8 protein-coding genes are annotated in these 6633 nt (G+C 35.8%); 2 read left to right on the forward strand and 6 right to left on the reverse strand.

Annotated features, from left to right (window positions below; all coding sequences use genetic code 11):
• From E1171_RS10695 to E1171_RS10720, 6 genes are all read right to left on the reverse strand, one after another.
• On the reverse strand, positions 1-934 hold a 934-nt coding region (locus E1171_RS10695), incomplete at its 3' end, for an NAD(P)H-dependent flavin oxidoreductase (RefSeq protein WP_246164274.1).
• 39 nt (positions 935-973) lie between these two features.
• Positions 974-1342, reverse strand: a complete 369-nt coding sequence (locus E1171_RS10700) for a nuclear transport factor 2 family protein (RefSeq protein WP_155205999.1) — start codon at positions 1340-1342, stop codon at positions 974-976.
• 11 nt (positions 1343-1353) lie between these two features.
• Positions 1354-2127 (reverse strand): type 1 glutamine amidotransferase domain-containing protein, encoded by a 774-nt coding sequence (locus E1171_RS10705; protein WP_155206000.1) that lies wholly within the window; start codon positions 2125-2127, stop codon positions 1354-1356.
• A gap of 36 nt (positions 2128-2163) precedes the next feature.
• Positions 2164-2910: an SDR family NAD(P)-dependent oxidoreductase gene (locus E1171_RS10710; protein WP_155206001.1), complete on the reverse strand. Its 747-nt coding sequence runs from the start codon at positions 2908-2910 to the stop codon at positions 2164-2166.
• A 4-nt stretch (positions 2911-2914) separates the two neighbouring features.
• Positions 2915-3118 carry a tautomerase family protein gene (locus tag E1171_RS10715; protein WP_155206002.1) on the reverse strand — a complete coding sequence of 68 codons (204 nt, stop codon included), beginning with the start codon at positions 3116-3118 and terminating at the stop codon, positions 2915-2917.
• 230 nt (positions 3119-3348) lie between these two features.
• Complete coding sequence (locus tag E1171_RS10720; protein WP_155206003.1) at positions 3349-3915, reverse strand: Crp/Fnr family transcriptional regulator; 567 nt, start codon at positions 3913-3915, stop codon at positions 3349-3351.
• Between the two features lie 1199 nt (positions 3916-5114).
• Here E1171_RS10720 and E1171_RS10725 point away from each other — a divergent pair.
• Together E1171_RS10725 and E1171_RS10730 are read left to right on the forward strand one after the other, a co-directional pair.
• Positions 5115-6290 (forward strand): site-specific integrase, encoded by a 1176-nt coding sequence (locus E1171_RS10725; protein WP_155206004.1) that lies wholly within the window; start codon positions 5115-5117, stop codon positions 6288-6290.
• An 18-nt stretch (positions 6291-6308) separates the two neighbouring features.
• Complete coding sequence (locus tag E1171_RS10730) at positions 6309-6608, forward strand: ArsR/SmtB family transcription factor (RefSeq protein WP_155206005.1); 300 nt, start codon at positions 6309-6311, stop codon at positions 6606-6608.
• Positions 6609-6633: the final 25 nt, after the last annotated feature.

Below are 6633 nucleotides of genomic sequence, written 5' to 3' on the forward strand. Positions count from 1 at the left end.
AAGACTCAAATAATTTTTTTGCAGATGTATGTACGAGGGGAGAGGAAGGCTGTCCTGACCAAAATGAAATAAAGTCTAATTTTTTCTGGTCCATAGAGGCTTGTCTCAAAGCACTTATAAAAGCACCCTGAATAGGATATGGTGCCAGGTATTTATCTTTTGGCTTCTCAAATTCTTTATGGATTTTATTCGAAAGTGTCCTGGCCAACCGCCCTGTATACATTTTTGTAAGGTCCGTTTTTAAAGGCTTCTCAGAAAGCAACATTGTTCTGTGTTGCGCAGAAGCATTGGACTCATCAGTAGCCAAAAAGGCTGTTCCTATTTGGGCTGCAGATGCGCCCAGTTTTAGTATTTCAGCAACATCTTTACCGTTGGATATACCACCTGCTGCAATCAAGGGTACCACCATTTTGTTTGTAATTTGTCTGACCAAATCGTGCGTAGTGGTCAAGGAGTCTTCTGCAGCTTGTAGAAAAGAAGCACGATGCCCTCCCGCTTCTGCTCCCGAAGCAACCACCAGGTCTATTTCCGATTCCTGAATTGTTAAGGCTTCATCACTTGTTGTGGCAGTACCAATGGTAGTTATTCCCCTTTTTTTCAATTCCCGGATAATTTCTTTTGAGGGAATACCAAAAATAAAACTTGCCACAGGAGGTTTTACCTTCAATACAGCCTCTATCTGAGATTCAAAATCCTGAGATTTAATATTGGGCATTTCAGGCATTGGGCCCCCCATTTTTTCGAAATGAGGGCGAAAGAGTTGTTTTAGCTCCTCAAAATCCTTTTTCTTGAAATTAGTAATAGGGTCATTTTTCAAAGGTACCCATAAATTAAGGGCATAGGGTTGGCGGGTCAATTGCTTGATCTTCTTGTTAACCTCCAAAATTTCCTCAGGAGCATATGCATTAAGTCCAAAGGAACCCAATCCACCCAAATTGGATACTTTATACTAAGTAAGTTAGTAGCCTGAGTTTTATACCACATGTGTAAATAGTTTATTGACGATTTTCCAATTCCCGTCTACTTTGGCTAAAGATATGAAATCATAATAGTTAAATCCTAACATAGGCACATGGAGCTTAGCAATTGCCATATCTCCATTAATTTCTACGGAAAGAATCTTCATTTTGAATTCTTCTCCTAATTCATGAGGGCTTTTTCTATTTTTGACACCTTTAATATAATCAGCCAGAGATTTAAAGTAGGGCACTCCATTTATATCTCCGAAGAGTAAGGCCCGGGGATGGAAAACTTTCTCTAATTCTTTTATTTTCCCTTTGTATATACCTTGAAAATAGTTGGTGATCAAGGCTTGTATATCTTTTGAATTATTGGCGTACATCAACTTTACTTTTATTTATTTTTGAGGATCTTTAAAAGTGTTTGAGCCACCTCATAGGAGGACTGCGGATTTTGTCCGGTTATTAATAAGCCATCTGTAAGGGTAAACGGTGTCCAATCCTTTCCTTTTTGGTATATTGCTCCTTTCTCTTTTAACATGTCCTCTACCAAAAACGGAACTATCTTTGTTAACTGCACTGCTTCTTCTTCACTATTGGCAAATCCAGTTACTTTTTTACCTTTTACCAAAGGTTGCCCACTTTTGTCTTTTACATTTTGAAGAGCGGCCGGAGCATGACAAACAAAAGCGATTGGTTTGCCATGATTATAAAACGACTCTATTAATTGGATTGAATTTTTGTCCCTAGATAGATCCCAAAGTGGACCATGTCCACCAGGATAAAAAACCGCATCAAAATCCCCTTCTTTAACCAGGGATAATTTTCGTGTTTCCCTTAATGCGGCTTGAGCCTGTGGATCAGCATAAAATCTTTTTGTTGCCTCTGTTTGAAAATCAGAAAGATTGCTTTTAGGGTCTATTGGGGCTTGTCCTCCTTTTGGAGAAGCTACGACCACTTCTATCCCCATATCTTTTAGAAAAAAGTAAGGGGTCGCAAACTCCTCAATCCAAAGCCCGGTTTTCTTACCCGTTTCTCCTAATTTATCATGAGAGGTGACTACAAACAAAATTTTGAAATTCTTCCTGTGTTTTAATTTTTTAGAATACCCGATGCTACTGAGCAAACATAATAGGGTAATTACCGTGATATAATAAATTCGTTTCATTTTTCTTAAATATTTAATCTGATATATGATTGCTTTTTATCCAATGCTGTGACCAACGGTATGTCCACCAGCAACATTAATGGTTTCTCCAGTTACAAAATCTGCAGCAGCCAGGTAGTAAGTAGCTTCTGCAATTTCTTCTGGCTCCCCAATTCTATCGAGTAAATGTAGCCCAGCCAGACTATCCGCATCTTCAACCCCTATTTTGCTTTGAAGGGGACTTCTAATTATTCCCGGGGCTATTGTGTTAACTTTGATATTGTTTTTTCCAAATTCAGCCGCTAGCTGTCTTGTTAAAGCATGAATGGCTCCTTTACTAGCTACAGGGGCGGTTGCAGGAAAGCCTCCAATTGCGTGATCTACCAATACAGTTCCAATGTTAATAATGGAGCCCCCTCCTTGTGTGATCATTTGCTTGATTGCTGCCTGAGAAGTAAAAAATGTGCCTTTTAGGTTTATATCCAAAAACCTATTTAAGTCTTCATCTTCCACCTCCAAAAATGGCTTGGGTTGAAACACCCCTGCATTATTCACCAATACATCTATGGTTTGGAATCTTTCAATGGCTTTCTGGATGATTTCTTCACTGACCTGCTTTTGGGCAATATCTCCAGCGACCAATAAAGCATTTTCTGGAGATCCAAATTCCTTTATGGTGGCCTTTAAGTTTTCTTCATTAAAGGAATTCATTACTACCTTGCTACCTTTTTCAATAAATAAGCGGGCAATGGCCTTTCCTAGACCTGTCGAAGCCCCAGTTATAATTACTGTTTTACCTTTCATGTTCTTAAACGTTTAATTTTTTGAGATCAGAATACAGTTTCCCTTTTACTCCCCAATTGTCTACAGGAACTTCATCAATTACCACATGTGTAGTCTCCGGGTTTTTGTTTAGAACCTCTACTACTAATTGAGTGGCACCAGCAATCAATTGTTGCTTTTGTTCTTTTGTCACCTGCTCATCGGTAACTTTGATGTTGATATACGGCATAACTTTTTTTAAAATGATTATGCTACAAAATTAGAAAGTGCAGTAATGCTCTAATAGGAAGTATATCACCATTATGGTGTGAGGTAAGTCACATTCTAGGTCCGTGTTGTCGACTTTAGGAATGGGTAAGATCCTACAAAATGGGCTTCCCTCTTAGTGGGGGTATATTGACTACGTTAGGAAAGAGGTCTCTACGAAAAAGAAAAAACTGCATTTCTGCCAATGGGTTGTTAATGGCTAAGTCTACTCAAAGTCTCTCGTGAAACTCCTAAATAGGAGGCAAGTAGTTTTTTTGGAACCCTTTGAAAAAGTTGTGGGTATTGCTGGAAAAGGAGATCATAACGTTCTTTAGCAGAATTTCTGAGTAGTGAAAGTATTCGTTTTTGCAAGGCTACATAGCCCAATTTTGTCTTTTTTGCCCAAAACCTTTCCATTTCATGCATCTCCGCAGAAAGTTTTTCCCGGTCTTGATAAGTAATATATAAAAGTTCACAATCTTCCAGGCAATCTACTGAAATAGTAGCATTGGTTTGGTTTGTAAAAGCATCATAATCGGTGACCCACCAGTTTTCCATGGCAAATTGTAAAATATGCTCTCTGCCCCTATCATCAAAAAAATAGGATTTTAAGCATCCTTTAACTACCCAGAATTCCTTGTCAACTCTATCTCCTTCCTGAACTACAAATTGATGTTTACGTTTTTTTACCAGTTTAAAAAAGCTTAGTATATAATTGAATTGCTCATCAGTAATAGGGACTATTTCTTCTATATGCGCCTTAAGAGGATGTATCTCCATGTGATGCTGTTAGGGTTTAGAATAAAAATTGAAGATTAATGTATGATAAATTTCTAAGCAGTCAATTTTGATTAAAGCCACTTAGGAACTTAAATCTACTACTTCTTCTCATTTTATTAACCTTATCTTGATACTTAAAAGCGCTAATTGATCAATTTTACCATTTCCCTGAAAAGTTGAAAGGAAGAATAAGCCAAGGGAAATCACTTTTATTGAAAGGCAATTTACCTTATACTCATTACTTTGAAGGGAGCGGCTTGAATCATTATCAGACAGTGGGATATTAAAAGGTGTGTTTTACTTATTTAAAGGGTGCTTCATATAGGTTTGCCATTGTATTAAAACATACTTTTGTCTATGTTGTTCTTTTAATTCAAGAAAACCGAATTCGTAACAAAACAAATAGATATCACCCCTTGAATTTTTCCAATAGTGAGTAAAGTACTTGGGATTAAAGCCTTCTTCCAACAGTATCTCTTTTCTCACAGTAACCTTACCCCCTTTATTATATTTTTTTAATATTCTACGGTTCAGTTTTAATTGGTCATCAATCTGTTTGAAAAGTTGACTTACAATAAACCCAACAAAACTTTTTATCTGTCCGTCCTGTAATTTCTTTCCCGCATTCAGGGCATACTCTCATAGTCGTAGATTACACGTTTATTATACGTATAAATGCACTTTTAAATTTGCTGGTCTTCATCCTGTGCGGTAACTTAATACACTCTGGTGAAGGGCCCTGCTAAGCATATTACCATAAAACATCTTCTGATTAACAGCCAGAAACAAATTGGCATTCAATTTTATCCCGACAAGATTATTCAGGCCTTAATTAAAGAGCTTCCCTCTCCAAAATGGTCAAGGAAATATGGAATGGTGTATATAAAAAACAATGCCTCCAACTTAAACATAGTTTTTGAGAAATTCAAAGGAGTGGCCTGGGTTAACACAAGCCATTTTTTAATGGAAAGCCCTTTAAGAAATAATAATGAACCTTTGAGCATTAAAAGTTCTGATATAAAATGTAATAGAATACCCTGTATATTTTTTATAAATACCCCCTTTTTTTAAACAATTTACAAATTTTTATAAACTCAATAGATCATTTTTTATATGGAATTGTATATTGTTTGTTACTTTTTTTGTTACCTTATCACATGGAGTAACAATTGAGTAACAAATCTATCATAGAATAATTTATGGTAACAATCCGATACAAGTCCTTGAAAAATGGTAAGTACTCTATTTATCTGGATATTTACGCCCCTAATAAAAATGGAAAGAAAAAGCGCGTGTATGAATTCTTGAAAATTTATGTTACGGAGGACTATTCAAAATTTGTAACAAAAGAGGATGGACAAATAAAGTACGACCGTAAAGGTGCTCCAATCAAAAAGAAAATTGCCAAAGAAGATGAGCCTTTCTTAAAGCTAGCCGAAAGGATTAGGGCCGAAAGAGAGTTGGAGGTTTCAAATTCCATTAACGGTTATTCTCCAAAAAATAAAATTCAAGAGTCTCTTTTAATTAGAGGATTACAAGAAAAGTATGATCAGGTTAAAGAACAGGGGAGAGAAAATTGGGGGCTAAAAGGTTTAATTGTAAGTTTGAAAAAATTTATTAATAATAAGGACCTTTCGATCCACAAAGTAGACGTCAGTTTTTTGAATGAATTTAAAAAGTATCTTTTCCAAATTAATCACCAAAATACTATACGTGTCAAATTGTTTTACCTAAAATGGTTTTTTGATGTTGCAGAATCAAATAATGAATTAATTGAAAACCCTTTTAGAGCCATGGAGTTTGAAATGCCTAAACAATTAATGTCAGAAACAGTCCATTTGACATTAAATGAAATTCAGCTTCTTAAAAACACTTCAAAGACTGAAAGGGGGCGTATAATTAATCCTCACCTTAGGTATGGATTTCTTTTTGCTTGTTTTACAGGTTTACGTTACTCAGATATATTTGCTCTGAAGTGGAGTAATATTGTAAATGATGAAATTATACTTAAGCCAAAAAAATCTAAACGTGTAACCGGAAAGACAATTCGCGTTCCTTTAAGCGAATTTGCTAAAACAATTCTTGAAGATATTGGTAAAAATGAGTTTCATGAAAGGATCTTTTTCAATATACCTAAAAAAACGGGTACTTACCTTGCGGTAAGAACCTGGGCAAAAACAGCTGGAATAAATAAATCAATTAGTTTTCATACTAGCAGACACACTTTCGCAACTCTAGGCCTTACGCACAATATGGATTTGTATACCATGCAAGATTTATTAGGCCACAGTACCATATCCATGACACAACATTATGCTAAAATTGTAGATCAAAAGCGAACAGAAGAAATTAAAAAACTACCAACCCTTAAATAACTAAAAGAACTTAATAAAATGGACCGATTAGAATTTCAAGCCGAATTTTGCAAATGTCTATCTGACCAGACGCGTATCCGCATGTTCGAATTGCTCTTGAAAAATAAAAGAATGCAGGTTTCTGCTTTCCAAGAAGAATTGCAAATACCGCAAAGTAAAACCTCTAGACACCTTATATACATGAAAAACATTCGTGTGATGAAAGCCGAGCAAGACGGGAACGCTGTATTTTACTTTTTGAATCCCGAATACCTCCAACTAGCAAAAGACATTTTCAGAGCTTTCAAGAAGTTTGAACAAAAGCAATTGGCTAAATAATTCAGAAAAATGAATCTAAAGGTTT

This window comes from Xanthovirga aplysinae (genome assembly GCF_009711365.1).
GTDB lineage: Bacteria > Bacteroidota > Bacteroidia > Cytophagales > Cyclobacteriaceae > Xanthovirga > Xanthovirga aplysinae.

Bases quoted from the DNA above. Each gene is read 5' to 3' on its own strand.
- E1171_RS10730 (WP_155206005.1), top strand. From the start codon at position 6,309: ATGGACCGATTAGAATTTCAAGCCGAATTTTGCAAATGTCTATCTGAC.
- E1171_RS10700 (WP_155205999.1), bottom strand. From the start codon at position 1,342: ATGTACGCCAATAATTCAAAAGATATACAAGCCTTGATCACCAACTAT.
- E1171_RS10715 (WP_155206002.1), bottom strand. From the start codon at position 3,118: ATGCCGTATATCAACATCAAAGTTACCGATGAGCAGGTGACAAAAGAA.
- E1171_RS10710 (WP_155206001.1), bottom strand. From the start codon at position 2,910: ATGAAAGGTAAAACAGTAATTATAACTGGGGCTTCGACAGGTCTAGGA.
- E1171_RS10705 (WP_155206000.1), bottom strand. From the start codon at position 2,127: ATGAAACGAATTTATTATATCACGGTAATTACCCTATTATGTTTGCTC.
- E1171_RS10725 (WP_155206004.1), top strand. From the start codon at position 5,115: ATGGTAACAATCCGATACAAGTCCTTGAAAAATGGTAAGTACTCTATT.
- E1171_RS10720 (WP_155206003.1), bottom strand. From the start codon at position 3,915: ATGGAGATACATCCTCTTAAGGCGCATATAGAAGAAATAGTCCCTATT.